General features: G+C 74.9%; 15 protein-coding genes. 12 read left to right on the top strand and 3 right to left on the bottom strand.

What is annotated here, in order from left to right:
• The first annotated feature begins 135 nt into the window (after positions 1 to 135).
• The 10 genes from ACZ6SA_RS12600 to ACZ6SA_RS12555 are packed head-to-tail and all read left to right on the top strand — an operon-like array spanning position 136 to position 21,544.
• Positions 136 to 1,437, top strand: coding sequence for an MFS transporter (locus ACZ6SA_RS12600; RefSeq protein ID WP_347643011.1), 1,302 nt, complete (start codon positions 136 to 138; stop codon positions 1,435 to 1,437).
• Positions 1,438 to 1,439: 2 nt separating this feature from the next.
• Positions 1,440 to 1,643, top strand: a complete 204-nt coding sequence (locus ACZ6SA_RS12595; protein WP_347643010.1) for an MbtH family protein — start codon at positions 1,440 to 1,442, stop codon at positions 1,641 to 1,643.
• 8 nt (positions 1,644 to 1,651) lie between these two features.
• Positions 1,652 to 5,116 carry a condensation domain-containing protein gene (locus tag ACZ6SA_RS12590; RefSeq protein WP_465827919.1) on the top strand — a complete coding sequence of 1,155 codons (3,465 nt, stop codon included), beginning with the start codon at positions 1,652 to 1,654 and terminating at the stop codon, positions 5,114 to 5,116.
• 13 nt (positions 5,117 to 5,129) lie between these two features.
• Positions 5,130 to 6,176, top strand: a complete 1,047-nt coding sequence (locus tag ACZ6SA_RS12585; RefSeq protein ID WP_465827917.1) for a MupA/Atu3671 family FMN-dependent luciferase-like monooxygenase — start codon at positions 5,130 to 5,132, stop codon at positions 6,174 to 6,176.
• A gap of 8 nt (positions 6,177 to 6,184) precedes the next feature.
• Complete coding sequence (locus ACZ6SA_RS12580; RefSeq protein ID WP_465827916.1) at positions 6,185 to 10,864, top strand: amino acid adenylation domain-containing protein; 4,680 nt, start codon at positions 6,185 to 6,187, stop codon at positions 10,862 to 10,864.
• Positions 10,861 to 14,667, top strand: coding sequence for an amino acid adenylation domain-containing protein (locus ACZ6SA_RS12575; protein ID WP_465827915.1), 3,807 nt, complete (start codon positions 10,861 to 10,863; stop codon positions 14,665 to 14,667). Before ACZ6SA_RS12580 ends, ACZ6SA_RS12575 begins: the two co-directional genes overlap by 4 nt.
• Positions 14,667 to 17,870, top strand: coding sequence for a non-ribosomal peptide synthetase (locus ACZ6SA_RS12570; RefSeq protein WP_465827913.1), 3,204 nt, complete (start codon positions 14,667 to 14,669; stop codon positions 17,868 to 17,870). Before ACZ6SA_RS12575 ends, ACZ6SA_RS12570 begins: the two co-directional genes overlap by 1 nt.
• A gap of 3 nt (positions 17,871 to 17,873) precedes the next feature.
• Positions 17,874 to 19,946 carry a beta-ketoacyl synthase N-terminal-like domain-containing protein gene (locus tag ACZ6SA_RS12565; RefSeq protein ID WP_465827911.1) on the top strand — a complete coding sequence of 691 codons (2,073 nt, stop codon included), beginning with the start codon at positions 17,874 to 17,876 and terminating at the stop codon, positions 19,944 to 19,946.
• Positions 19,943 to 21,151 carry a cytochrome P450 gene (locus tag ACZ6SA_RS12560; protein ID WP_465827909.1) on the top strand — a complete coding sequence of 403 codons (1,209 nt, stop codon included), beginning with the start codon at positions 19,943 to 19,945 and terminating at the stop codon, positions 21,149 to 21,151. The genes ACZ6SA_RS12565 and ACZ6SA_RS12560 overlap by 4 nt, the downstream gene beginning before the upstream one ends.
• Before the next feature lie 9 nt (positions 21,152 to 21,160).
• Positions 21,161 to 21,544 carry a VOC family protein gene (locus ACZ6SA_RS12555; RefSeq protein WP_347643002.1) on the top strand — a complete coding sequence of 128 codons (384 nt, stop codon included), beginning with the start codon at positions 21,161 to 21,163 and terminating at the stop codon, positions 21,542 to 21,544.
• On the opposite strand, the gene ACZ6SA_RS12550 is transcribed toward ACZ6SA_RS12555, so the two are convergent.
• A complete protein-coding gene (locus ACZ6SA_RS12550; RefSeq protein ID WP_443151537.1) occupies positions 21,541 to 22,428 on the bottom strand; it encodes a TIGR03619 family F420-dependent LLM class oxidoreductase in 888 nt (295 codons plus the stop codon). The two genes, ACZ6SA_RS12555 and ACZ6SA_RS12550, sit on opposite strands and share 4 nt — an antisense overlap.
• 18 nt (positions 22,429 to 22,446) lie before the next feature.
• On the opposite strand from ACZ6SA_RS12550, the gene ACZ6SA_RS12545 reads away from it, so the two are divergent.
• Both ACZ6SA_RS12545 and ACZ6SA_RS12540 read left to right on the top strand, forming a co-directional pair.
• Complete coding sequence (locus ACZ6SA_RS12545; RefSeq protein WP_347643000.1) at positions 22,447 to 23,304, top strand: phosphotransferase; 858 nt, start codon at positions 22,447 to 22,449, stop codon at positions 23,302 to 23,304.
• An 86-nt stretch (positions 23,305 to 23,390) separates the two neighbouring features.
• Positions 23,391 to 23,630 carry a TFIIB-type zinc ribbon-containing protein gene (locus tag ACZ6SA_RS12540; RefSeq protein ID WP_443151539.1) on the top strand — a complete coding sequence of 80 codons (240 nt, stop codon included), beginning with the start codon at positions 23,391 to 23,393 and terminating at the stop codon, positions 23,628 to 23,630.
• 66 nt (positions 23,631 to 23,696) lie between these two features.
• Here the strand turns inward: ACZ6SA_RS12540 and ACZ6SA_RS12535 are convergent, their stop codons facing one another.
• Both ACZ6SA_RS12535 and ACZ6SA_RS12530 read right to left on the bottom strand, forming a co-directional pair.
• Positions 23,697 to 24,566, bottom strand: a complete 870-nt coding sequence (locus ACZ6SA_RS12535; protein WP_347642999.1) for a hypothetical protein — start codon at positions 24,564 to 24,566, stop codon at positions 23,697 to 23,699.
• 148 nt (positions 24,567 to 24,714) lie between these two features.
• Positions 24,715 to 26,397, bottom strand: a complete 1,683-nt coding sequence (locus ACZ6SA_RS12530; RefSeq protein WP_465827906.1) for an ABC-F family ATP-binding cassette domain-containing protein — start codon at positions 26,395 to 26,397, stop codon at positions 24,715 to 24,717.
• Between the last annotated feature and the right edge of the window lie 68 nt (positions 26,398 to 26,465).

Raw genomic sequence — 26,465 nt, 5'->3', positions numbered from 1 at the left:
TACACATGAGGCGGCTGTGAACGGTAGGCCACCTCAGGGTTCCTTTCATCAGAAGGGCCTCGGGCACACATGGGTGAACCTCCATCGTCCAAACAACCGTCGCAACAGAACCGATTTATCCAGCGATTCTCTGGAATGGGTAGATTCAGCCTGGTTTGGAGTGGCCAGGTCGTCACCCTCATCGGGAATTCCGTTCTCCGCTTCTCCCTGGTCATCCAGGCATGGACGGTCGACCACCAGGTCACCCAGGTGGTGGCGCTGTCGCTCTGCGCGCTGCTGCCCCAGATGTTGCTGAGCCCCACCGCGGGCGCCATCGTCGACCGCTTCCGCAAGCGCACCGCCCTGCAGCTGGCCGACCTCGGCGGGCTCGTCGCCGTCGCCGCCATGACGGCCGTCTATTTCCTCGGAGACCTGCACCTGTGGCAGGTCTACGTCACCGTCGCGCTGCTCGGCGCCGCCGCCGCCTTCCAGTTTCCCGCCCTGTCGTCGGCCGTGCCGCTGCTGGTCGGCAAGGAGCAGCTGCAGCGGGCCAACGGCCTGCTCGCCACCGCCAAGAGCGTCGCCGACGTGGGCGGGCCCGCGCTGGCCGGGCTGCTGGTGGTGACCGGCGGCCTCGGCGTGGTGCTCTGGATCGACCTGCTGAGCTTCGCCGTCGCGCTGCTCACCGTACGCCTGGTGCGCATGGACGGCGACCGGCCCGGCGAGGCCGGGACGCGCAAGCGCCTCGGCGCCGACTCGCTGGAAGGGCTGCGCTACCTGTTCGCCCAGCCCAGCCTGCGCGGGCTCATCCTGGTGTTCTTCACGGTCAACCTGGTGATGGTCTTCGGGTTCGCCGTGGTGCAGCCGATGATCCTGGCCAGGACCGGCAGCGACGTCTCCGCGCTGGCCAGCGTGAACGCCGGCATCGGCGCCGGCGGCATCGCGGGCGGCCTGCTGCTGGCCGCATGGGGCGGCCCGAAGAACCGGGCGCTCGGCATGATGCTCGGCGTCGTCGGCATGTGCGTGAGCGCGCAGATCGCGACGGCCGTGGTGCACGGCGTCGTCGCCTGGACCGCGACCATGCTCGTCGGCGCGATGATCATGCCGATCGTCAACGGCTCGATGCAGTCGATCATCCAGACCAAGGTGCCGAAGGACCGGCAGGGGCGGGTGTTCGGCGCCGTCATGTTCGTCTCGCAGATCTCCTCGCCGGTCGCGATGGCCTTCTCCGGCCCGCTCGCCGACCAGGTCTTCGAACCGCAGGCCGCGGCCGGGACCGGCCTGGCCGGGCTGCTGCGGCCCCTCGTCGGGACCGGGCCGGGCAGCGGCATGGCGGCGATGTTGTTCATCGCCGGCCTGCTCGGCGCCGGCGCCGCCCTGTGGGGGCTGGCCCGCCGCGCCGTACGCCACATCGACGTCCTGACCCCCGACCTCGAGCAGCAACCCGCGGGAGGCTGACCATGACCACCAACCCCTTCGAGGACGAGAACGGCTCCTACCTGGTGCTGGTGAACGACGAGAACCAGCACTCGCTCTGGCCGGCCGGCATCGGCGTGCCCGCGGGCTGGCGGGTGGCGCTGGAGGAGAGCCCGCGGGCCGCGTGCCTGTCCTACATCGAGACGCACTGGACGGACATGCGCCCGGCGAGCCTCACCCGGTCGTGACGATGGGCGTGCCGAACGGATCTCCCGGCGGTGTGCACGAGGTCTTCGCGCGGCAGGCGGCGCGGACCCCCGGCAGGACGGCGCTCATCGGCGCGGGCGAGCGGCTGACCTACGCCGAGCTGGACGCGCGCGCCTCGGAGCTCGCCGCGCGGCTCGGGGCCCGGGCTGCGGAAGGCCCTGGTGTGCGGCCCGGACGCCTGGTCGGGGTGCGCATGGAACGCGGCCCCGAGTTCGTCGTCGCGCTGCTGGCCGTGCTGAAGGCCGGCGCCGGATACCTGGTGCTCGACCCGGACTTCCCCGAGGAACGGCTGCGCGCCGTGGTGGCCGACGCGGGCGCCGCCGCCGTCCTCACCCCCTCCGGGCTCGAACCCCTGCCGTACGACGCCCGCCACGACGGCGTCGCCTGCGTCATGTACACCTCGGGCTCCACCGGCAGGCCCAAGGGCGTCGCCGCCCCGCACCGGGCGATCGTGGCCACGGTGACGGGCCAGGACTACGCGCCGTTCGACGCGGTGTGGCTGCAGTGCTCGCCGGTGTCGTGGGACGCGTTCGCCCTGGAGCTGTGGGGGCCGCTGCTGTCCGGCGGCACCTGCGTGCTGCACCCGGGGCAGCGGCCGGATCCGATGGTGATGGCCCGGCTGGCCGCCGAACACCAGGTCACCTGCATGTACCTGTCGAGCAGCCTGTTCAACGTGATCGTGGACGAGTACCCCGGCGCGCTCGCCGGCGTGCGGCACCTGATCGTCGGCGGCGAGGCGCCGTCGCCCGCGCACGTCGGGCGCGCTCTCGAACGCCATCCCGGCCTGCGGGTGAGCAACGGCTACGGGCCGGTCGAAGGCATGATCTTCATGACCACGCACCCGATCACCCCCGGCGGCGGGCCCGTGCCCATCGGCACGCCGCTGCGGGGCAAGCGGGTGCACGTCCTGGACGCGCGGCTGCGGCCGGTGGCGGACGGGGAGGTCGGCGAGCTGTACGCGGCCGGTGAGGGGCTGGCCCTGGGCTACCTGGGACGGCCGTCGGCGAGCGCCGAGCGGTTCGTGGCCGACCCGTTCGGCGCGCCGGGCGAGCGCATGTACCGCACGGGCGACCTGGTACGGCGCCGCGCGGGAACGCTGGAGTACGTGGGGCGGGCCGACGAGCAGGTCAAGATCCGCGGGTTCCGCGTCGAGCCGGACGAGGTGGCCTCCGTGCTGGCCGCCCACCCCGCCGCCGCCCGGGTGAGCGTGGTGGCCAGGGAGGACACGCCCGGCGAGCGGCGGCTGGTCGCGTACGTGGTGCCGCGCCCCGGGGACGCGGTGGACGGCGAGGCGCTGCGGGCCCACGCTGCGGCGGCGCTGCCCGCCTTCATGGTGCCGTCGGCGTTCGTGGTGCTGGAGGCGTTGCCGCTGACCGCCACCGGCAAGCTGGACCGCGCCGCCCTGCCCGCGCCGTCGTACGAGCCGGCCATCGCCGAAGGGCCGCGCGACGAGGTGGAGCGGCGGTTGTGCGAGCTGTTCGCCGAGGTCCTCGGGGTGCCGGAGGTGGGGGTGACCGACGACTTCTTCAGGCTGGGCGGCGACTCGCTGACGGTGGCCAGGCTCCTCAGCAGGATCCACGCCGAGCTGGGCGTGGAGGTGGGCGTCAGAACCCTGTTCGAGGGGCCGACGGTGGCCGCGGTCGCCGCTCACGTCCCGGACCTCCGCCACGACCCGGCGCCCGCCGGCGCTCTGGTGGGCGCCCCTGCGAGCAACTCCGGGAACGGCGTGACGGACGGTTCCCCGGCGCCGGGGAGCGCGCTGCCGCTGTCGTTCGCGCAGCGCCGCCTGTGGTTCCTCGACCAGATCGACGCGGGCGTGGCCTACAACATGCCCATGCTGGTACGGCTCAGCGGCTCCGTGGACGTGGCGGCCCTGCGCGGCGCCCTGGAGGACGTGGTGGCACGGCACGAGCCGCTCCGCACGGTCTTCGCCGCGCATGACGGAGAGCCTGCCCAGAGGGTGCTGCCCGCGGAGCAGGCCAGACCCGGTTTCAGCGCCGTCGAGGTGGCGCCGGACGAGCTGGACGCGCGGGTGGCCGCGGCGGCGAGGCACCGCTTCGACCTGGGCGCCGAGCTGCCGATCCACTCCGTGTTGTTCACGACGGGACCGGACGAGCACGCGCTGCTGCTGGTCATGCACCACATCGCCACCGACGGGTGGTCGCTGCCGCCGTTCATGCGCGACCTGTCGCGGGCCTACCGGGAGCGGCTGGAGGGCCGGACCGCCGCGTTCCCTCCCCTGCCGGTCCGGTACGCCGACCACGCGGTGCGGCACCGTACGCGGGTGGACGCGCTGTCCGGCGCCGAGCTCGGCTACTGGCGGAAGACGCTGGCGGATCTGCCCGAGCCGCTCGCCCTTCCACGCAGGCCCCGGACGCGGGATGCGGAGACAGCGGGCACGGCGGGCGCGGCGGGCACGGTGCGGACGAGGGTCGGCCCCGTCCTGCACCGGCGGCTGGTCGAGCTGGGCAGGGAACGCAGTGCGACGCTGTTCATGGTCCTGCAGGCGGGCCTGGCCGTGGTGCTCGAACGGGCGGGCGCGGGCACCGACCTGCCCATCGGCGCGCCGGTCGCGGGGCGGTCAGGCGACGAGGTGGGAGACCTGGTCGGCTTCTTCGTCAACCTGCTCGTCCTGCGTACCGACCTGTCGGGCGATCCGTCCGCGGGCGAGCTGGTGTCGCGGGTGCGGGAGACGGACCTGGAGGCGTTCTCGCACCAGGAGGTGCCGTTCGAGCGGGTCGTGCAGGAGCTCGGCCCGGTACGGCGCCCCGGGCGGCATCCCCTCGTCGACGTGGTGCTGGCGTTGCAGAACAACGTGCGGGCCGAACTGTCGCTGCCCGGCGCCGAGACGCGGGTGGAGGTGGTCAGGACCGGGGCGGCCCGGTTCGAGCTGCTGGTCGACGTGACGGATGACTACGGGGACGACGGAGCGCCCGCCGGTATCGCCGTGACCGTCGAGTACCGCCTGGACGCCTTCGCCGAGCCGGTGATGGAGTGGCTGGCGGACGCGCTGGTGCGGGCGCTGGAGTCCATGGCCGCCGACCCCGGCGTACCGGTCTCTGCCATCGACCTGCCGCCCATACCCGACATGTCCCCTACCTCCCCAGCAGCACCCGACCCGTCCCCAGGAACCGACGGGGTTCCCGGAACCGCTCCCGGGCCGGACGGAGGGCGGGCGCGGATGCCGCGTACCGATGTGGAGCGGCGGATCGCGGCGGTCTGGGCAGACGTGCTCGGCGTCGCGCGGATCGGGCTCGACGACGGATTCTTCGCGCTCGGCGGCAACTCGCTGCAGGCCGTACGAGTCGCCGCGCGCCTCGCGGCGCAGGGTCTGCCCGCCACCGCCGGCCACCTCTTCAACGCTCCCACCATCGCCGAACTGGCCACCCGGCTGACCGCCGCCCAGGGGCCGGCCATCCCCCGCCTGCCCAGAATCCCGCGCACCCGCCACTGAGGAGAAGCGCACCATGGACCTCAGCGTGATGTTCTTCGGCGCGGACGACGCGAGCACCGTCGGCCACGCCACGAAATACGACGACATCCTGGCGATCACGAAGGCCGCCGACCGGCTCGGCTTCACCGCCGTCTGGACCCCCGAGCGGCACTTCCAGCAGGTCGGGCAGGTCTTCCCCAACCCGGCCCTGCTCAGCGCCGCCCTGGCCGTGGCCACGGAGCGCATCCACGTGCGGGCGGGCAGCCTCGTGCTCCCGCTGCACCACCCGCTGCGCGTCGCCGAGGACTGGGCCGTCGTCGACAACCTGTCGCGCGGCCGGACCGGCGTCTCGGTGGCGGCCGGCTGGCACTCGAAGGACTTCGTGCTCGCCCCCGGCGCGTACGAGGACCGCAGGGAGCGCGCCTTCCGCGACCTCGCCCTGCTGCGGCGGTTGTGGGCGGGCGAGGCGGTGGAGTTCGCCGACGGCGCGGGCCAGCCGGTGACGGTGACGTCGCAGCCGCGCCCGTACTCCGATCACCTGCCGCTGTGGACCACGACCTCGGGCAGCCCCGCGACGTGGGAGGCGGCCGGGCGGACGCGGACGAACATCCTCGGCGCCACCATCGGCCAGACCCGCGAGGAGCTGGCCGGGAAGATCCGCGCCTACCGGGACGCCTACGACCGGGCCCCCGAGCAGCCCGGCTCCCCGGCCAGGGGCACCGTCACGCTCATGGCCCACACCTACGTGGGCGAGACGGACGAGCACGCCAGGGAACGGGCGGGCGGCCCGCTCAAGGACTACCTCAGGTCGTACGTGGCGCAGACCGCGGCGAACAAGGGCGGCGGGAACCGGGCGGCAGCGCTGAGCGACGAGCAGCTCGGCACGCTCGCCGAGTTCGCCTTCCAGCGCTATCTGACCTGGGGCAGCCTGCTCGGCTCCGCCGAGACGTGCCGCAAGAGCCTGGCCGACCTGGCCGACCTGGGCTGCGACGAGGTGGCCTGCTTCGTCGACTTCGGGCTCGGCGTGAACGAGGTGCTGGCCGGGCTGGAACGGCTCGCGGAGCTGCGGGAGGACATGTGACGTCGGCAGTGACATCGACAGTGACATCGACGGGGGGACACGCGGGACCCGCGTCACGGGGCAGCAGCGCGGAGCGGTTCGCCGCGCTCGACGGGAAGCGCCGGGTGGAGCTGCTGCGGCGGCTCGTCGCGGCGGGCAGGCTGGAGGCGATCCCCGACGTCGTGCCGCCGCGCGACCCCTCCGTACCGGTGCGGCTCAGCCCGGCGCAGGAGGATCTGTGGGTGTTCGAGTCGCTCTATCCGGACACGGCGGCGCTCAACCTGTGCTGCTCGTACCACTTCGACACCCCCGTGGACCCCGCCGACCTGGAGGCGGCGCTGACCGTCGTGCAGGACCACCACGACAGCCTGCGCATGCGGATCAGGGGCGAGGTGGGCGACCTGCGGGTGGAGCTCCCGCCGGCGGAGCCGTTCGAGCTGGAGCGGCTTGACCTGCGCGGCACGGGCGTGGGCCTGCGGGAGGCGCTGCACGCCTTCAGCCGCCGTACGTTCGACCTCGACGGCGGGCGGCTGATCAGGGGCCAGTTCATCACCGTGGACGGCACGCGCTCCACGCTGGTGCTGGCGCTGCACCACATCGCGACCGACTGGTGGTCGTTCGACGTGCTGCACGGCGAGCTGACCGAGGCCTACCGCGCCGTGCGCGACCGCGCCTCGGACCGGTCCTGGCGGCGTCCGCGCCGCCCCGTGATCCAGTACGCCGACTTCGCCGGCTGGCAGCGCGAGCTGGAGGCGGCGGGGGTGTTCGACGCCCAGCTCGCCTGGTGGCGGCGCTACCTGGCGGACCCGCCGCGGCCGCTCACCGTCGGCTCGGCCGTCCCGGGCGGCGAGTTCGGCGTCGAGCAGATCGCCTTCCGCGTCGGACGGGACACCGAGGCCGCCGTGCGCGCGCTCGCGAAGGAGCGGGGCGCCACCGTGTACGGCGTGCTGATGACGGCGTTCGCGGTGTTCGCGCACCGGATGACCGGCGAGCGCGACCTGATCACGGGCACGCCCATGGCCAACAGGTCCGCCAAGGGCCTGGACCGCGTCATCGGCTACGTCATGAACTCCGTCCCGATCCGCTGGCGCTTCGGCGAGGACACCACGTTCGCGCAGTCGCTGTCGGATTTCACCGCCGGCTTCCCCGAGGTGACGGCGCACGCCGACGTCCCCGTGGGCAGGATCGTGCGGGCGGTCGACCCCGTGCGGGTGGCCGGGCGCTCGCCGCTGTTCCAGTGGGTGTTCATGCACCTGCCCCGCCAGGACAGCGTGGCCCGGCTGCGGGAGATCGCCGACCCCGAGCGGGTGCACACCGGCGGGGAGCACGACCTGATCGGCATCGTGCGCGACGCCGACGACGGGTTCGAGGCGAGCCTGGAGGTCCGCACCGACCTGTACGCCCCCGAGGTCGTCCGGGCCTGGGCGGAGGCGTTCACGACGTTGCTCGGCTCGCTGGTGGCCGACCCGGACGCGCCGGTGTCGGCGGCGGCCCTGGTCCCCCCCGGCGAGCTGCCGCCGGCCCCTGCGTGCCCCGCCGAGGACAGCGCGGGCGGCAGAGCGGGCGACACGTCGGGCGGCCGCGGCTCGGAGCCGCCGTTCACGAGCCTGCCCGAACTGGTGGCCGGGCAGGCGGCGCGCAGGCCCGACGCGCTCGCCGTCGAGTCGGACGGCGAGCGGCTCACCTACCGGGAGCTGCTGGAGCGGGCAGACCGCCTGGCGGGCGCGCTGCGCGAGCGCGGGGCGGGGCCCGAGCGGGTGGTGGCGCTGGCGCTCGGCCGTTCGGTGGACCTGGTGGTGGCGATCCTGGCGGTGCAGCGGGCGGGGGCCGCGTACCTGCCGCTCGACCTCGACCATCCGCTCGGACGGCTCGCGTACCAGATCGAGGACGCGGGCGTGAGGCTGCTGGTCGCCGAACCGGGCACGCTGCCGGAACTGGCGATCGAGCGCCTGTCACCGGCGGCCGCGCCGGGCGGACCGCCGCCCCCGGCCCGACCGCGCGACGCGGGACCGCTGCCGGCGATCCGGGCGCACGACGCCGCCTGGGTGATGTACACCTCCGGCTCCACCGGCCGCCCCAAGGGGGTCGTGGTCGGCCACGCGGGCGTCGCGAGCCTGACCCGCACCCTGGTGAGCGCGTTCGGGCTCGACGCCTCCAGCCGCGTACCGCAGCTGGGCTCGCCGGCCTTCGACATCTCGGTGGCCGAGCTGTGCATGGCGTTCGGCTCGGGCGGCACGCTCGTCGTCCCGCCCGCGGGTCCGCTGATCGGTGCGGACCTGGGCCGCGTGTTGCGGGAGCGGCGGGTCACGTTCGCGCTGGTCCCGCCGGCGGTGCTGGCGACCGTGCCGCCCGGCGACTACCCCGACCTGCGAGGGCTGGCCTCGGGCGCCGACGTGTGCCCGGCGGAGCTGGTGTCGGCGTGGGCGGGCGTGCGGTTCTGGAACGCGTACGGGCCGACGGAGGCCACGGTCGCCGCCAGCGTCAGCGACCCGCTCACCCCCGGCGGCGGCCTCCCCCCGATCGGCCGTCCTCTCGCCGGCCACCGCCTGTACGTCCTGGACGCCCGGCTGCGGCCGGTGCCCGTGGGCGTCCCCGGCGAGCTGTACGTCGCGGGCCCCGGCGTGGCGAGAGGCTATCTCGGCCGGCCCGGGCTGACCGCCGAGCGGTTCGTCGCGGACCCGTACGGCCCGCCAGGTGAGCGCATGTACCGCACCGGAGACCTGGCCCACCGGCGTGCCGACGGCCAGGTGCAGTTCCTGGGCCGGGCGGACGACCAGGTGAAGGTGCGCGGCCACCGGATCGAGCCGGCCGAGATCGAGGCGGTGCTCGCCGGGCACGAGTGCGTCGCCGGGGCGGCGGTCGCGCCCCGCGACGGCCGCCTCGTCGGCTATCTGGTGCCGCGCGAGGGCCGCTCGTGCGACACCGCGGACGTCCTGGCCCGGGCCGTGGCGGCGCTGCCCGCGCCGATGGTGCCGAGCGACCTGGTGGTGCTGGACGCGCTGCCGCTCACGCCGCAGGGCAAGCTGGACCGGGCCGCGCTGCCCGCTCCGCCCGTGGCGGGGCGGGCCGGGCGTGCGTCGCGCGAACCGGCCACGGACCGTGAGGCGGCGCTCTGCGCCCTCTTCGCCGAGCTGCTCGGCGTGCCGGAGGTGGGGGCGGAGGACGACTTCTTCCGGATGGGCGGCGACAGCATCACGGCGATCCAGCTCGTCAGCCGGGCCAGGGCGGACGGGCTCGGGCTCACGCCGCGCGAGGTGTTCGTCGCCAGGACCCCGGCCGCGCTGGCAGCCGTCGCCCGGGCCGGCGCACGCACCGTCGCCGACTCCCCCTCCGGCCGGTTCCCGATCACGCCGATCATGCACTGGTGGCGCGAGCACGGAGGCCCGCTCGGCACGTTCACGCAGTCGCTGACCGTGCCCGTGCCCGCGGGGACGGACGAGGAGCGGATCAGGGCGGCGCTGCGCACGCTGACGGCCCGGCACGCGGCGCTGCGCACGCGCCTGCTGCGCCACGCGGACGCCGGCGCGGACGGGGGCGCGGACGCGGGCTGGGAGCTGGAGGTCCTGCCTCCGGAGGAGGCGCCGGAGGTCCCGTTCAGCCGCGTGGCCACCGGCCCGGGCCCGTCCGCGCCGGCCGGCGACGCGCCCGGCGCGGACCCGCCGCACGCCGCGTCCCGGCCGGACGCGGGTGCGGCGCTCGATCCCGGGAGCGGGCGGATGCTGGCCGCCGTCTGGCACGCGCCGGACCGGCTGGTCGTCACCGCGCACCACTTCGCCGTGGACGGCGTCTCCTGGCGCCTGATCGGCCCCGAACTGGAGGCGCTGCTGCGCTCGCCCCGCTCCGCCGGGCCTGCGCAGGGCACGTCGTTCGCCCGCTGGGCGCGCCTGCTGGCCGCCGAGGCGGAACGTCCCGAGCGGGTGGCGGAGCTGCCCTTCTGGGAGGAGACGGCGGCGGGCGGCGCGACCCTCCTGCCACCGGGGTGGAAGGGACGCGGCGGCCCGCGCACGACCCTCACCACCCGGCTCCCCGCTGACCTCACCGGTCAGGTCCTCACCCGCCTGCCCGCCGCCTTCCGCTGCGGGCCGGACGAGGTCCTGCTGACCGCCCTCGCCCTCGCCGTGGCGCGCTGGCGCGGCGGTACGGAGGTGCTCGTCGACGTCGAGGGGCACGGCAGGGACGCCTTCACCGACGACGCCGACGTCTCCACCACCGTCGGCTGGTTCACCACCCAGCACCCGGTGCGGCTGGACGCCCGGGGAGAGCCCGCCGCCGCGCTCAAGCGCGTCAAGGAACGGCTGCGCGCCGTCCCGTCGGGCGGGCTCGGCTACGGGCTGCTGCGCCACCTCAACCGGGGCACCGCGCCGAGGCTCGCCGCCCTGCCCGCCGCCGACCTGCGCTTCAACTACCTGGGCAGGTTCGACGGCGAGCTGGCCGGCATGCCGGAGGCGCCGATGGCGTACGCGGTGGAGCTGGACGCCGTCGCCCAACCGGGCCGGGACGGCGCCCGGCTGGTGGCGAGCTGGTCCTACGCGGCCGCCGCGATCAGCGCGGAACGCGCGGGGGAGCTGGCCGGGCTCTGGTCCGGCGCGCTCGCCGAGCTGGCCGGGCAGGCGGGCGAGGGCGGCGCGACGAGCTCGGACTTCCCGCTGGTCGAGCTGACGCAAGGCCAGGTCGAGGCGCTCGAAGCGGACCTGGACGGCGACTGGTGAGCCGCGCGCTGGCCGACGTGCTGCCGCTCTCCCCCGCGCAGGAGGGCCTGCTCTTCCACGCCCTGTACGGCGGCGACGACGCGTACGTCGTCCAGGCCAGGTTCGCCGTCGACGGGCCGGCGGACCCGCCCCGGCTGCGGGCGGCCGTGGAGACCCTGCTCGGCCGCCATCCCAACCTGCGCGCCTGCTTCCGCCACAAAGGGCTGGACCGGCCGGTGCAGGTCATCCCGCACCGGGTGCGCCTGCCGTGGACCGAGGTGGACCCGCCGTCGGACGCCGAGCTGGAGCGCATCCTGGAGGCCGACCTGCTGCGCCCGTTCGACGTGACCCGGCCGCCGCTGGTCCGCGCCACCCTGGTGCGCCGGCGGGAGCTGGTGCTGACCCTGCACCACCTTCTGGTGGACGGCTGGTCGATGCCGATCCTGGCGAGCGAGCTGGCCGGCCTTTACACGGGGGCGGGCACGCTGCCGCCCGCGCCGCCGTACCGGGACTATCTGGCCTGGCTGCGCGCCCAGGACGGCGAGCGCGCGGCACGGGCCTGGCGGGACGCGCTCGCGGGCCTGCCGGGGCCGACCCTGCTGCGGCCCGGCGCGAGCCCGGCCGACAGCGCGGCGAGCCTGCGGCAGGGGAGGGTGGAGACCGAGCTGACGGCGGAGCTGAGCCAGGCTCTGCGCCGGTGGGCGCGCCGGTCGGGTGTGACGGTCAACACGCTGGCGCAGGCGGCGTGGGGGCTGGTGCTGGCGCGGCTGACCGGGCGCTCGGACGTGGTGTTCGGCACGGTGGTGTCGGGCCGCCCGCCGGAGCTGGGGGGCGTGGAGTCGATGGTGGGGCTGTTCATCAACACGCTGCCGGTCCGGGTCAGGACGGGCGAGCCCCTCCTGCTGGAGCGCCTGCAGGAGGAGCAGGCCCGGCTCTCGGCCTACCACCACGTACGGCTCGCCGACGTGCGGCGCGGCGCCGGCGAGCTGTTCGACACGCTGCTGGCCTTCGAGAACTACCCCCGCGACGGCCTGGCCTCCTCCGGCGTCCGCCTGACCGAGGTGCGCGACGCCACCCACTACCCGCTCACCGTCACGGTCGTGGCCGGCGAGCGGCTGTGGCTGCGGCTCGGCCACCGCGCCGACCTGGTGGGCCGCGCCGAGGCCGAGGCCGTCATGGCCCGCCTGACCCGGGCGTTCGAGCGGGTGGCCGAGGGCTCGGAGAGCGGCGACGTGCTTCCCGAGGCGGAGACGCGGCGGCTTCTCGTGACCTGGAACGGCGCCACGCGGGCGCGGGCGGGCGGGTCGGTGCCCGAGCGGTTCGCGGCGCAGGCGGCCCGCACCCCGGACGCCGTGGCCGTCGAGCACGGCGGGCTCGCCCTCACCTACGCCGAGCTGGACGCCCGCTCCGGCCAGGTCGCGGCCGGGCTCGACGTGGCCCGGGAGGCGCCGGTCGCGCTGCTCATGGACCGCTCGCCTGACCTGGTGGTCGCCCAGCTGGCGGTGCTGAAGGCGGGCGGCTGCTACGTCCCGCTGGATCCCGGGCAGCCGCGCGACCGCCTCGACCGGATCATCGCCGACAGCGGCGCCCGCACCGTCCTGACCAGCCCGCTTGCCGTAGAGGGGGGCGGGGACGGTGTCGCGCCGGAACCCGCGCACCCCGGCTCGGCCGCCTACGTCATGTACACCTCCGGCTCCACCGGCGCGCCCAAGGGCGTCGTCGTCACCCACGAGAACGTCGCGGAACTGGCCGCCGACCGGCGCTTCGCCGGGCACCGGCGGGTGCTGCTGCACAGCCCGCACACGTTCGACGCGGCCACGTACGAGGTGTGGGCGCCGCTGCTGAACGGCGGCACCGTCGTCATCGCCCCGCCGGGCCCGCTCCATCCCGACACGATCCTGCACGGCCGGCTGGACGCGGTGTGGCTGACGGCCGAGCTGTTCCGCACCGTGGCCGACCTCGCGCCCGCGGCACTGGCCGCGGTGGGCGAGGTGTGGGCGGGGGGCGACGTGCTGCCGCCGGACGCGGTCCGCCGGGCGGCACGGCACGGCGCGCGGGTGGTCAACGGGTACGGCCCCACGGAGACGACGACGTTCGCCACCGCCCATCCCGTGGAGGACGGCCCAGGGAGCGGACCGGTGCCGATCGGCCGGCCGCTGGACAACACGCGCGTGTACGTCCTGGACGCGCGCCTGCGCCCGGCGCCGGCCGGCGTCGTCGGTGAGCTGTACATCGCGGGGACGGGCCTGTCCCGCGGCTACCTCGGCCGCCCCGGGCTGACGGCGGAGCGCTTCGTGGCGGACCCGTTCGCGAGCGGCGAGCGGATGTACCGGACGGGAGACCTCGCGCGGTGGACGTTCGGCGGGGAGCTGGAGTTCGCCGGCCGCGCCGACGGCCAGCTCAAGATCCGCGGCCACCGGATCGAGCCCGGCGAGGTGGAGTCGGTGCTGGAGAGCTCGCCGGACGTGACCCGCGCGGTCGTCGCCGCCGCCGACGCGCCCGGAGGCGGCCGGCGGCTGGTCGCGTACGTGGTGCCCGGCGGATCGCTGGAGCGGGTGCGCGCGCACGCCGCCGCCCGGCTGCCCAGGTATCTGCTCCCCTCCCAGTACGTGCCGCTCGACCGCCTGCCGCTCACCCCCCACGGCAAGGTCGACCGCGCCGCCCTGCCCGCCGTCCCGCCTCCGAAGCCGCTCCCGGGGCCGCTCGACGGGCCGCTCGACGGGCCGCTCGCCGCCTCCCAGGACGCCGGTCCCCGGCCCGCCGCGAGCCCGCACGACCCCGCGGAGCCGCGCTCCGCGCGCGAGAAGCACCTGTGCGTCCTGTTCGCCGAGGTGCTCGGGCTGCCGGAGGCGGGCGCGGACACCGACTTCTTCGCCTCCGGCGGGGACTCGCTGCTGGCCATGCGGCTCACCGCCGCGATCGAGTCCGCGATCGGCGTCCGCACCTCCATCGCCGCCCTGTTCGAGGCCCCCACGCCCGCCGAACTCGCCATCCGGCTCGACGCGCGCTCCGATCGGGCGCCGGCCGAGCTGGACCTGTCGCCGCTGCTGACGCTGCGGGCCGAGGGCGGGCGGGCGCCGCTGTTCTGCGTGCACCCCGGCCGGGGCATCGGCTGGTCGTACACCGCGCTGCTCCCCCACCTTCCGAAGGACCGGCCGGTGCACGCCCTGCAGTCGCCGGTGCTCGGTGACGGCGCCTGGCGGCTGCCCGGCACCATGCGGGAGCTGGCCGACGACTACCTGGCGCGGCTGCTCGCGGTCCGGCCGGAGGGGCCGTACCTGCTGCTCGGGCACTCGTTCGGCGGGCTGCTCGCGTACGAGATGGCCGCCCGGCTGCGGGAGGAGGGCCGGCAGGTGGGGCTGGTCGCCTCGCTGGACGCGGTCCCCTGGCCGCCGGGGGTGGAGCCCGACCCCGACGAGGTCGAGCAGGAGGCGCTGACCATCCTGCTGCGCACCCGGACGCTGCACCCCTACGCGCAGCCGGGGCGGCTGGAGCGGGAGCGGGTGTTCGCCGCCGTGCGCGGAAGCGAGGGCCCGCTGTCGGGGCTGGCCGGCGAGCACCTGTCAGCGGTGGCCGGGACGGTGGCCGGGCATCTGCGGCTGGCCGTCACCTACCGGCCACCGCCCTACGACGGGACGGTGCTGCTGTTCTCGGCCACCGCCCAGCCCGGCGACGTCGGCTCGGCGGTCAAGGCGGAGCGCTGGAGCGGCTCCGCCCGCGACGTGCGGGTCCACGACCTGGACTGCGGGCACAGCGATCTGCTCAGGCCCGGGCCCGCCGCCGAGATCGCCGCAGTCATCGAGCCGATCCTCCGGGAGTCGTGATGGAGACGTACGAGTTCCCCGTGTCGCCGGCGCAGGCCAGAATGCTGGTGCTCGACCAGCTCAACCCGGGCACCGCCCAGTACAACGTGCCCGTGGCCTTCACCGTGCGCGGGCCCTTCGACGTCGCGGCGTTCCGCGCGGCCCTGGACGCGGTGGTCGCCGCGCACGAGTCGCTGCGCACGGTGTTCCAGCCGCACGACGGCGGCTACCTCCAGGTCGTCGCGGAGGAGGGGAAGGCCGCGCTGCGCGTCGAGCCGGACGTACCCGCGGCGCGGGCGCACGCGCTCATGAAGGCCGAGGCGGCCGCGCCGTTCGACGTCGAGGCGGGGCCGCTGCTGCGGTGCGTGGTGTACGTCCTCGGCGGCGAGCACCACCTCGTGCTGCTGACCGTCCACCACCTGGTGTGCGACGGCTGGTCGCTGCGGCTGCTGCTGGAGGAGCTCTCCGGCGCCTACCGGCGGCTCGCCTCCCCCGGCGAGTCACCGGCGGACGCCGCGCCGTCCGAGCCCGCGCCGCAGTACCCCGACTACGCCGTCTGGCAGCGGGAGCGGCTGCACGCCATGGACGACTCCGTCGCGTTCTGGACGGAGACGCTCGAGGACGCGCCCACGACGCTCGCCCTGCCCGCCGACAGGCCCCGCCCCGCCGTGCAGTCGGCGGCGGGCGGCGTCGTAGGCGTCCCGCTGCCCTCCGGCACGCGCCGGCGGCTGGCCGAGGTCGCCGCCGAGCGGAACGCGACGCCGTACATGGTGATGTTCGCGGCGTTCGCCGCGTTCCTGGCGAGGATCAGCGGCCAGCGGGACCTGGTCATCGCCGTCCCTGTGGCCGGCCGCGACCACCCGGACGTCCAGAACATGATCGGCCTGCTGGTCAACACGCTCGCCGTACGCGCCGACCTGTCGGACGACCCCGCGTTCCTCGACCTGATCGGCCAGGTGCGCGAGCGCCTCCTCGCGGCCCGGCCGCACCACGAGGCCCCGTTCGAGGCCGTGGTGCACGCCCTCGCCCCCGGCAGGCAGCTGAGCCACGACCCGCTCGTCCAGGTGATGCTGGCCTACGACGACGACACCCTGCTGGCCCTCGACCTGCCCGGCGCCACCGCGGAGCGCGTCGAGCTGCTGCTGGACGACGCCAAGTTCGACCTGCTCATGAACGTCGAGCGGCAGGCCGGCGAGCTGGCCGCCCACCTCGTCTACCGGGCCGACCTGTTCGACCGGGAGACCGTGCGCCACTGGGCACGCGCCTTCGCGACGCTGCTCGACGCCCTGCTCGGCGAACCCGGCCAGCCCGTGAGCGCCGCCGGCCTCCTCCCCGCGGCGGACCGCCGCCTGATCGTCGAGGGGTGGAACCGCACGGCCGCCCCCACCGGCACCCGCCTGGTCCCCGACCTGGTGGCCGAACGGGCCGCGGAACGTCCCGGCGCCACGGCGCTCGTCTGCGGCGCCACCACGCTCACGTACCGGGAGGTGCTGGAGCGCGCCGACCGGCTGGCCGGCCGGCTGCGCGCGGCCGGCGTCGGGCCGGAGATCCCCGTGGGGCTCTGCCTGCCCAGAGGCGCGGACATGGTGGTGGCGGCGCTCGCCGTCCTGCGCGCGGGAGGCGCGTACGTACCTCTCGATCCCGGGCATCCGGCGGCCCGGCTGGCGTTCATGATCGGCGACGCGGGGGTGCGGCTGCTGATCGCGACCGAGCCCGTGGACCTCGGCGTGCCCGTGGCCGCCCCCGACGGCGACGTCCCCATCCCCCCGGTCGGGCCGGTGCTCGCGGCGCGGCCCGAACCCGCGAACACGGCCTACATCCTCTACACCTCCGGCTCCACCGGCACCCCCAAGGGCGTCGCCGTCGAGCACCGGGCCCTGCTGAACCTGGCCACCGCCGTACGCCACCAGTTCCCCGTGACCGGCGACGACCGGGTGCTGCAGTACGTGTCGTTCGGGTTCGACGTGGCCGTGTCCGACGTGTTCTTCTCCCTCGTCGCGGGGGCGGAACTGCACGTCGCGGGCGAGTGCGAGCGGCTCGGCGAGGACCTGTACGCCCGCCTGCGCGACTCCCGCGTCACCTACGCCTTCCTGCCGCCGTCGGCCGCCATGTCGCTGCCCTGCCCGCCGGACGCCCGCGAGACGGCGCTGCCGGACCTGCGCACGCTGGCCGTCGGCGGCGAGGCGTGCCCGGCCGAACTGGTGGAGCGCTGGGCGACGCCGCGGCGGCGGATCGTGGACGCGTACGGGCCGAGCGAGACCACCGTCTACGCCACCACGGCCGACCTGTCGCCGGGGCGGCCCGTGGTGATCGGGCGCCCGGTGGCCAACGGCCGGGCGTACGTGCTGGACGAGCGGCTGAGTCCCGTGCCCGTGGGGGTGACCGGGGAGATCTACCTGGCGGGGTCGGGGATGGCCAGGGGTTACGCCAACCGGCCCGGGCTGACCGCGGAGCGCTTCGTCGCCGACCCGTACGGGCCGCCGGGCGAGCGCATGTACCGGACGGGCGACCTCGGCAGGTACGACGCCGACGGGGTGCTGTCCTACCTCGGCCGGGTCGACACTCAGGTCAAGCTGCGCGGCTTCCGCGTGGAGCTGGGCGAGATCGAGACCGTCCTCGCGGCGCACCCCGGGGTGTCGGTGGCGGCGGCGTCCGTGCGCGGTGACCGGCTGGCGGTGTACGTGGTGGCGGACGGCGAGCCGCCACCCGCCGCGCGGCTGCGGGCGTGGCTCGGCGACCGGCTGCCGGGCTACATGGTGCCCGACTCGGTCGTCCTCCTGCCGGAGTTGCCCGTCAACAGGTCCGGCAAGGTGGACAGGTCGCTGCTGCCCGAGCCGCCGCCGACCCGCCCCGACCTGGGCCGCCCCTACGTCGCCCCGGCCACGGAGACCGAGCGGCTGCTGGCGGAGGTGTGGGCGGAGGCGCTCGGCCTGGAGCGGGTCGGCACGCACGACAACTTCTTCGACCTGGGCGGCAACTCGATCAGGTTGCTGGCCGTCCTGGCGGCGCTGCGCGAGCGCGGCGGGGACGGCGGGCTCAAGCTGGTCGACCTCTTCCGGCATCCGACGGTCGCCGCCCTCGCCGACCGGCTGGACCGCCCCGCCGGTTCCCCCGCCGGTTCGCCCGCCGGCTCTCCGGCTGGGGCGGACGTCGGCGCGGCGAGACTGCGCGGCCAGAGCAGGCGCGAACGGCTCGCCGCGCGCAGGAAAGCACAGAGAGGGTAACGAATGACCGACGCACCTGCTGTGGCCATCGTGGGGATGAGCGGCCGCTTCCCCGGAGCCCGCGACGTGGCCGCCTTCTGGGCCAACCTGCGCGACGGCGTCTGCTCGATCGCCGACTTCGACGAGGAGGAGCTGCTGGCCGACGGCGTGCCCGCCGACGAGCTGCGCCATCCCGGCTACGTGCCGTCCAAGGGGTTCCTGGCGGACGCGGACCGGTTCGAGCACGAGCTGTTCGGGTTCGGCGCGGCGGAGGCGCGAGCCCTGGATCCGCAGCTGCGGCAGCTGCTGGAGACGGCCTGGTCGGCGCTGGAGGACGCGGGGCACGACCCGCGCGCGGCTCCCGACAGGACCGGCGTGTACGTGGGCGGCGAGCCCAGCGACCACGCGCTCGCCGCGCAGCTCGATCCGGGGCTGCGGGCCCGGCTCGGGCCCCTGCAGGTGCGGATGTTCACCGACAGGGAGTTCATGGCCGGGTGGCTGTCGTACCGGCTGAACCTGACCGGGCCCAGCATGACCGTGCAGACGGCCTGCTCGACGTCGCTGGCCACCGTGCACATGGCGGTCCAGGCGCTCCTGCTCAGCGAGTGCGACCTGGCGCTGGCCGGCGGCGTGTCGATCGACTCGCCGTACAGGCGGGGATACCTGTACGAGCCCGGCGGCATCTTCTCGCCCGACGGGCGGTGCCGGCCCTTCGACGAGAAGGCGGCGGGCACCGTCGGCGGCAACGGCGTCGGGCTGGTGGTGCTCAAGCGCCTGGAGGACGCCCTGGCCGACGGCGACGCGATCCACGCGGTCGTCCGCGGCACGGCGCTCAGCAACGACGGCGCCGGGCGGGTGGGGTTCACCGCGCCCGGCGTGGACGGGCAGACGACCGCCATCGTCGAGGCGTGGGCGGCGGCCGGTCTCGAACCCGCGGACGCGCAGTTCCTCGAGGCGCACGGCACCGGGACGGACCTCGGCGACCGGATCGAGGTGGCGGCCGCCGCCGCGGCCTTCGCCGGCGCGTCCGGGTGCGCGATCGGCTCCGTGAAGTCCAACGTCGGCCACCTGAACGCGGCCGCGGGCGTCACCGGGCTGATCAAGGCCGCGCTGATGCTCCGGCACCGCACGATGGTCCCCACGGTGAACGTCACCCGCCCCCACCCCGACCTCGACCTCGACTCCACCCCGTTCCACCTGCTCACCACCACCGCGGACTGGGTCGCTCCCGCGACCGGCCCGCGCCTGGCCGGAGTCTCGTCCCTCGGCATCGGGGGCACGAACGTCCACGTCGTCCTCTCAGAACCCCCCGTTCCCGCTTCGAGCACGGGGACGCGCGCGGCGGCCCCGTGGCGCGGGGACAGCGGTCCCGCCGTGGCGCGCGGGAAGGAGGGACCCGCCCCGGTTCTGGGGGACGGACCGCCGCTGGTGCTGCCGCTGTCGGCGCGAACCCCCGCCCAGCTCGCCACGGCGGCGGGACGGCTGGCGGAGGCGCTGCGCGCTCCCGGCGCGCCTTCGCTGGCCGATGTCGCCTGCACCCTGGCCACGGGCCGCGCCGCCCTGGACACCCGCGCCTACGTGGCCGCCACGACCCGCGCCGAGGCCGCCGCCGCCCTGGCCGCGCTCGCCGCGCACGGAGAAGGGGCGGCCGGAGAAGCGGCGGCCGGAGGCCGTTCCGCGCTGGGTGACGCGTGGGTGCGGGGCGAGGACGTCGCCTGGCCGCAGACCGGCGGGCGGCGGGTCCACCTGCCCACGTACCCGTTCGCGGGCGAGCACCACGGCGCGCTCACCGTCGGAGCCCCGCCGCCTCCCGAACCCGAACAGCCGCTGGACACGAGGACCGCGGTGACCGAGCTGTTCCTGACCACCCTGGACCTGGCCGGCAGGCAGGACCTGACCAGGACGTACTTCGCCGCCGGCGGCGACTCCCTGACCGCCGTCTTCCTGGTCGGCGAGCTGCGCGACCGCTTCGGCCTGGAGGCGCCCATCGAGCTGTTCCTGGAGGAGCTGCCGCTGGAGGAGCTCATCTCCCGCGTCCTGAGCGACCCGGACGACGACCCGCTCGGCGACCTCCTGGACGAGCTGGAATCTTCATGAGGCCCGGCCCCGACCCGGCCGGGATCGACGCGCTCGACCTGCTCGATCCCGCGCTCCACGCCGCCCACGACCTCACCCCCGTGTGGCGCTGGCTGCGCGCCCACGACCCGGTGCGCAGGCACGAGCGGTTCTGGAGCGTGACCCGCCACGCCGACGTGCTGCGCGTCGTGCGCGACCCGGACACGTTCAGCTCGCTCCAGGGCAACATGTTGCGGACCCTCCTGCGCGGGCACGATCCCGGCGCGGGCAAGATGCTGGTCGTCACGGACGGGCCCGAGCACGCCCGCCTGCGCCGCCTGCTGACGCCCGGCTTCGGCCCGCGCGCGCTCGGCCCCATCACGCGCTCGATCGAGGAGGCCACCCGCGACCTGCTCGGTGCGTTCGTGCGGCGCGGCGGCGGCGACTTCGTGGCGGAGGTGGCCGCCCAGGTGCCGCTGCGTGCCATCTGCGAGCTGCTCGGCGTCCCCGAGGAGGACCGGCAGCGCGTGCTGGAGCTGACCGGCGAGGCCATGCTGGGCGAGACCCCGGCGGGACAGCAGGCCGGACCGCGGGCCGGGAGCACGCCGCCGGCGGCGATGATCGCCCAGAGCGAGATCCTGCTCTACTACACGCGCCTGGCCGCCCGGCGCAGGCGGGCGCCGGGCGACGACGTGATCAGCCTGCTCGTCGGCAGCGACCTGACCGAGGAGGAGGTGCTGCTCAACTGCTACAACCTCATCATCGGCGGCGACGAGACGGCCCGCCTGGCGATGGCCGGCGGGCTGCTGGCGCTGGCCACGTACGACAAGGAGTGGGCGCGCCTGCGCGACGACCCCGCGCTCGTCGACCCCGCCGTCGAGGAGATCCTGCGCTGGACCACCCCCGCCGCCCACGTCGGGAGGATCGCCACGCGGGACGCGGAGCTGGCCGGGCGGCAGGTCGCGGCCGGTGACGTGGTGGCGCTGTGGACGGTGTCCGCCAACCGTGACGAGGCCGTCTTCGACGATCCGGACCGGTTCGACGTCGGCAGGACGCCGAACCGGCACCTCACGTTCGGCCACGGCCCGCACTTCTGCCTGGGCGCCCAGCTCGCCCGGGCGGAGATCCGCGCGCTGCTGGCCGAGCTGCGGGCGAGCGTGTCGGCGATCACGGTGACGGGCCCGGTGACCTGGCTGCCGTCGAACTTCATCAACGGCGTCGGCACGCTCCCCGTGGCGCTGGCGTAGCCTGCGGGTATGGCTGTGCACCTGAACCACACCATCGTGGCGGCGAAGGACCGGGACGCGACCGCCGCGTTCCTGGCCGACGTCCTGGGGCTGGAGCCGCCACCGGTCTACGGCCCGTTCCGCGTCGTCTCGCTCGGCAACGACGTCTCGCTCGACGTCGTCCAGGCGGGCGGGCCCGTGCATCCGCAGCACTACGCGTTCCTGGTCGGCGAGGAGGAGTTCGACCTGATCAGGGGCCGCATCGAGGAGCGCGGGCTGACCTACTGGGCCGATCCGCACCACCGGCGGCCCGGGGTGATCAACACCAACGACGGCGGCCGCGGCCTCTACTGGGAAGACCCCAACGGCCACAACCTGGAGATCATCACGGTGCCCTACGGCGGCGGGGCCTAGGGCGCCAGCGCCTCCAGGGCCTCCTCGGCCCGGCGCATCGCCTCCTCGGGCGCCGCGGTGACGATCTCGCGGTCGAAGTTGAGGTCGTGGAAGACGTCCGTCACGCCGCGGGCCGCCAGGCCGGCCACATCGGCTCTGATCTTGTCGTACGTGCCCGTCAGCGGCCGGTCCTCGTCGCCGGGCCGGACCTGGGTGACGCCCCTGCACACGAACCGGAACCCGGTCGCGTCGCGTCCCGACGCCGCCAGCTCCGCCTTGATCAGCTCCACCCTGCCCGCGATGCCGGCCAGGTCCTCCCTGCTGGAACTGACCCATCCGTCGGCCAGCCGGGCGGCGCGGCGCAGCGCGACCTCGGCGGTGCCGCCGAGCAGCAGGCGTGGCGGCGCGGGCGCCGGCTTGGGGTCGATGTGGGCGGGCGGCACGCGGTAGAACTCGCCGTCGTGCTCGACCACGTCGTCGCGCCACGCCTTGCGCAGCACCTCGACGAACTCCTCGCCCCTGCGGCCGCGCCGCTCCATGCCGACGCCCGCCGCCGTGAACTCCTCGGGCAACCAGCCCAGCCCGATGCCGGCGCTCAGCCGCCCGCCCGCGACCGTCTGCAGCGTGGCCAGCTGCTTGGCCAGCAGCACCGGCGGCACGTACGCGTTGACCACGGCGACGCCCAGGCCGATCCCGCGCGTCACGCCCGACAGGTGTGCCAGCGTGATCAGCGGGTCGTGCACGGCGCGGTAGGTCGGCCCCATCGGGTGCCCCACCGGATAGAGCAGCCGCTGGTACGTCCACAGCTCGTGGTAGCCGAGCTCCTCCGCCCGCGTGGCGACGCGGCGCATGTTGGCCGGGGTGGCCCATGGCCCTGACTGGGGCACTGCGAAACCCACTCTCATGCCCTCTAGTCTGTACTGGTGAGTCTGGAGGCGGAGCTGGCGGGCGTCGCCGCGGCGTACGGCGGCACGGGCGCGCCCGAGCTGCACCCGACCCGCACCGATGTCGTGGTGTTACGCAGGGGCGAGGTCGTGGTGAAGGCTCACTCGGCGCGCGACGACGCCGGGGCGTTGCGGCCGAGGTTACGGGCCGCCGCCTCGGCCGCGGTGAGCGGCGTGATGCTGGCCCCGCTGGAGCCCGAGGTGCTGACGGTGGCCGGGCGCGCGGTGACGGTGTGGCCCGCGGGGCGGCCTGTCGCGCGCGACGACGATCCGGGCTGCGCCCCGTGGGAGGAAGGGGCCAGGCTGCTGGCCAGGCTGCACGCGGTCCCCCTGACGCTGCTGCCGGTCCTGCCCGCGGCCGGTGGGCCCGCGAGGGCCGCCCGTGCGGTGGGGCGCATGTCCGGGGACGGCCCGGTCGCGCGGCTCGTCAGGAGGGCGTTCATGCGCCTGCCCGCGACCGACCCGCAGCCGGGGCTGCTCACGCACGGCGACTGGCATCTGGGCCAGCTGGTCGACCGCGACGGGTGGCTGCTCATCGACGTCGACGATCTCGGCGTCGGCGACCCGGCGTGGGATCTCGCCAGGCCGGCCGCCTGGTACGCCGCCGGCCTGCTCGACCCGGATGTCTGGGCCCGGTTCCTGGGGGCCTACCAGGCCTCCGGCGGACCTGCGCTGGGCCAGGGCGACGACCCGTGGCAGCGCCTCGACGTACCGGCCAGGGCGCTCACCGTCCAGCTGGCCGCCGTCGCGGTGGTCAACGCCGAACGCGAGAGCCGGGAACTGGACGACGTGGAGCATTCGTTGATCGAAGCGTGCAACAGAATCGTCCGGGCGTGACGGGGTTGCGCGCGGTAGGTTTCACCCTGGAGACCTCAGAGCCAAGGAGAGCGACTTAGATGCATTGCCCCAAGTGCCACGGAAACATGCGGACCTATGAGCGCAACGGCGTCCACATCGAGCAGTGCGACAACTGCCGGGGGATCTTCCTCGACTACGGCGAGCTCGAGACGCTGTCCCGGATGGAGTCGCAGTACCACTCGGCTCCCCCTCCCGCCCCCGGCCCCGGCCCCGCGTGGGGCGCGCCGCACGGCGGCCACGGCGGCCACTACGGGCACAAGGGTCACCGCAAGGGCAGCTGGGTGGGCATGCTGTTCTCGAGCTGAGCCGGCTCGCTTCTGCCGAGGGCCGCGCACCGGGCGGGTGCGCGGCCCTCGCGCCTTGCGCGGTTGTCAGCCGGGGAAGTCGTCCGGGTCCACCGGTGAGGTGCGGGCGTTGCCGCCGGAGATGGCGTGCAGGGTGACCCGCCAGTCGTGCCAGCGGATCTGGGTGGCGGTGTAGGTCGTCCTGAACTTCACCGTCTTCTGGAACCTCTCGAAGCTGCACTCGCGGCTGAACGCCTTGCGCTTGCCGTCCCAGTCGACGCCGTGCGTGAAATAGATCCGGTACGTGCCGTCGCGCACGCCCCGCACCTTGTACGTCGCGTTCTTGCGCACGTAGACGCTGAACGCCTTGCTGCCGCCCCGCACTGCGGTGATCACCGCGTCGCGGTTGCCGCCGTTGTCGATCTCCAGTGAGCTGCGGCCGTTGAGCGTGCTCTTGCGCACGTACGAGCCGTTGCGCAACCTCCTGGTCTGCTTCTTCCCCGCTTTCACGCCGACGACGTCGGCCTCGTAGTCTCCGGCGCTCTCCAGGGCCTCTCCGGCCTCGTCGAGCTGGTCCAGCGCGTCGTCGAGGTCGGTGAGCACGGCCGAGGAGGTGCACAGGTCCCTGTCGCCGACCTTGTCGCCGGTGGAGGCCAGCGCGGACGCGACGGCACGCAGGCCGGCGACGTAGGCGTCGTGCCGGGCGCGCACCGGCTCGGGCGGGGTGAGGCCGGCCAGTTCGTCGGCGCCCCCGCTCAGGGCCAGTTCCGCGCGGCCGAGCCGCTGGTCCAGCGCTTTGAGACCGCGCGCGCCCGCCAGCGCGTCGAGCGCGTCGCGGATCGGCTTGCGCTCGCTGCCGAGCTCGTCCTTGTACGCCTCGGGAGTGAGAGCGGTCGCGCTGGGGGCGGCGGGCGTGGCGCCGCTGACCGAGGGGGCGCCGTCCTGGCCGCCGGCCACGCCGGTGACCTTCGGCTCACCCCCTGTGGGCGACGGCGAACCGGCCGAGCACGCGCACAGTGTGAGGGTTGTCAGGGCGAGAACGCAGGGAATCAACCGCGGTGCTGCCACCTGCCACACTATCGCCCGGTTGATCCCCGGCCGTCAATCATGTTTCGGCCAGCCCCGCCTCCCTGTCCTGGCGCAGCCAGCGGGTGATGCCGAGCGTCTCCAGGAACGGCATGTCGTGGCTCGCCACGATGAGCGCGCCCCGGTAGGCCGACAGCGCCTGCGCGAGCTGACCGACGCTGGCCATGTCGAGGTTGTTGGTCGGCTCGTCGAGCAGGAGCAGCTGCGGCGGCGGCTCGGCCGACAGCAGCGCGGCCAGCGTCGCGCGGAAGCGCTCGCCGCCCGACAGCGTGCCGGCCGCCTGGTTGGCCCTGTCGCCCCTGAACAGGAAGCGCGCCAGGCGGGCGCGCACCTCGTTCACCGAGGCGGAGGGGGCCGCGGCGCGCACGTTGTCCACCACGCTGAGCGAGTCGTCCAGCAGGTCGAGCCGCTGCGGCAGGTAGCGGACGGGCACGTGGGCGCCGTGCTCCAGGATCCGCCTGAGCAGCGTGGTCTTGCCCGAGCCGTTCGGCCCGAGCAGCGCGATGCGCTCCGGCCCGCGCACGACCAGGGTCTCCAGCACGGCCGTGCGGACCTCCTCGGCACCATTCCCAGCGCCGTTCCCAGCGCCCTTCTCAGCGCCGCTTCCGGCGCCGGGGCCGTCTTCATGACCGTCCTCTCGCCTGGCGGGTTCGCCCCCGGCGGGCGGGTCCAGCGGGAGGGTCAGGACCGTACGGCCGGCCGGCACCTCCGTGCCCGGCAACTCGATGCGGATCTCCGCGTCGTCGCGCACCGACTGCTCGGCCGTGGTCAGCCGTTCGCGGGCCTCCTCCAGCTTCTCCATGTGCAGCGAGCGCTGCTTGCCCGCGCTCACCTGGGCCTTGCGTTTGAGCCCGTTCGCGACGATCTTCGGCACCTTCTTGTTCTCGAACGCCTTCCTGCCCGTGCGCAGGCCCCTGTCGATCCTGGTACGGGCCTCGACGAGCTCGCGCTGCTGCCGTCTCACCTCGCCTTCCGCGGTGCGTACCGTACGTTCGGCGGCCTCCTGCTCGGCCGCGACCTGCTCCTCGTAGGCGCTCAGGTTGCCGCCGTACATGCGCACGGCGCCGTCGCGCAGTTCGGCGACCTGGTCGACGAGGTCGAGCAGCGCCCGGTCGTGGCTGACGAGCAGCAGCACGCCCTGCCAGGCGGACACGGCGGCGTAGAGCCGCCGCCTGGCGTCGAGGTCGAGGTTGTTGGTGGGCTCGTCGAGCAGCAGCACGTCGGGCCGTTTCAGCAGCTGGGCGGCGAGCGCGACCATGACGGCCTCGCCGCCGGACAGCGTGCCGACCGTCCGGTCCAGGCCGATGTGGCCGAGGCCGAGGCGGTCGAGCTCGGCCCGCGCACGTTCCTCGACGTCCCAGTCGTCGCCGACCGCGGTGAAGTGCTCCTCGGCGACGTCGCCGCTCTCGATGGCGTGCAGCGCCGCCCGCGTCGCGCTGATCTCGAGCAGGTCGGACACGGTACGGCCGGCGGCGAGCGGCACGCTCTGCGGCAGGTATCCCACCTCGCCCGAGACGGAGACGGACCCGGACCGCGGGACCAGCTCGCCGGCGATGATCTTGATCAGGGTGGACTTGCCCGATCCGTTGAGCCCGATGAGCCCCGTACGCCCCGCGGGAAACGCGGCGTCGAGCCCGTCGAGCACCTTGCCACCGTCCGGCCAGGCGAAGGAGACATGATCGAGGACAAGAGAGAAAGACATAAGGCGGCTCCCATCACAAACGTCGAAATGTCGTGACGTGGCGGGAAATCACCGCATAGACGCGCAAC

It is taken from the genome of Nonomuraea sp. NPDC049378 (assembly GCF_055586745.1).
The sequence above is the reverse complement of the archived record's forward strand: the minus strand, read 5'-3'. Positions and strand labels throughout refer to the sequence as shown.